General features: G+C 69.6%; 1 protein-coding gene. It reads left to right on the top strand.

Annotated features, from left to right (window positions below; all coding sequences use genetic code 11):
• Nucleotides 1–321 precede the first annotated feature (321 nt).
• Nucleotides 322–510, top strand: a 189-nt coding sequence (locus EN846_RS33585; protein ID WP_210236136.1) for a GNAT family N-acetyltransferase, incomplete at its 3' end; no start/stop codon positions are given.

Genomic DNA, 510 nt, shown 5'->3' with positions numbered 1-510 from the left:
CGGCACCCTGCTGGAAGTGCGCCGCGCGATCCGCGACGCTGACCTGGGCGCACTGCGCGCCCGCGCACCGAAACTGCTGGCCGCGCGTGACCGCCGTGCCATCGAACGCTGGCTGGCGCTGGTGGCCGATACGCCCTGATACCACCCGCTCGCCGGGCATGCATGCCTGGGGTCAGATCGCTTTTCCGCGGGAGAAGGATCTGATCCCGTCCCGTCGAAGGCCAAGAGGTTGCCGGCCAGCGGCCGGCACTACCGCTTCATGCGCCCTTGGCATTACGCCCCCATCGGCAAACCCGGCAGCGCCATAATGCGCGTCCACCCGTGTGGACCATCGTATTGGCCAGCCACTCGCTGCTGTTCCCCGGCCTGCCGCTGCACAGTGCACGGCTGGTCCTGAGCCCGATCCGCCGTGACGACGCCGCCGCGCTGTTCACGCTGCAGTCCAACCCCGACGTGATGCGCTGGTGGAACCATCCGGCCTGGACACGCCAGGCCGAAGCACGCGCGCAG

It is taken from the genome of Mesorhizobium sp. M4B.F.Ca.ET.203.01.1.1 (assembly GCF_004791025.1).
Classification (GTDB): domain Bacteria; phylum Pseudomonadota; class Alphaproteobacteria; order Rhizobiales; family Rhizobiaceae; genus Mesorhizobium; species Mesorhizobium abyssinicae.
The sequence above is the reverse complement of the archived record's forward strand: the minus strand, read 5'-3'. Positions and strand labels throughout refer to the sequence as shown.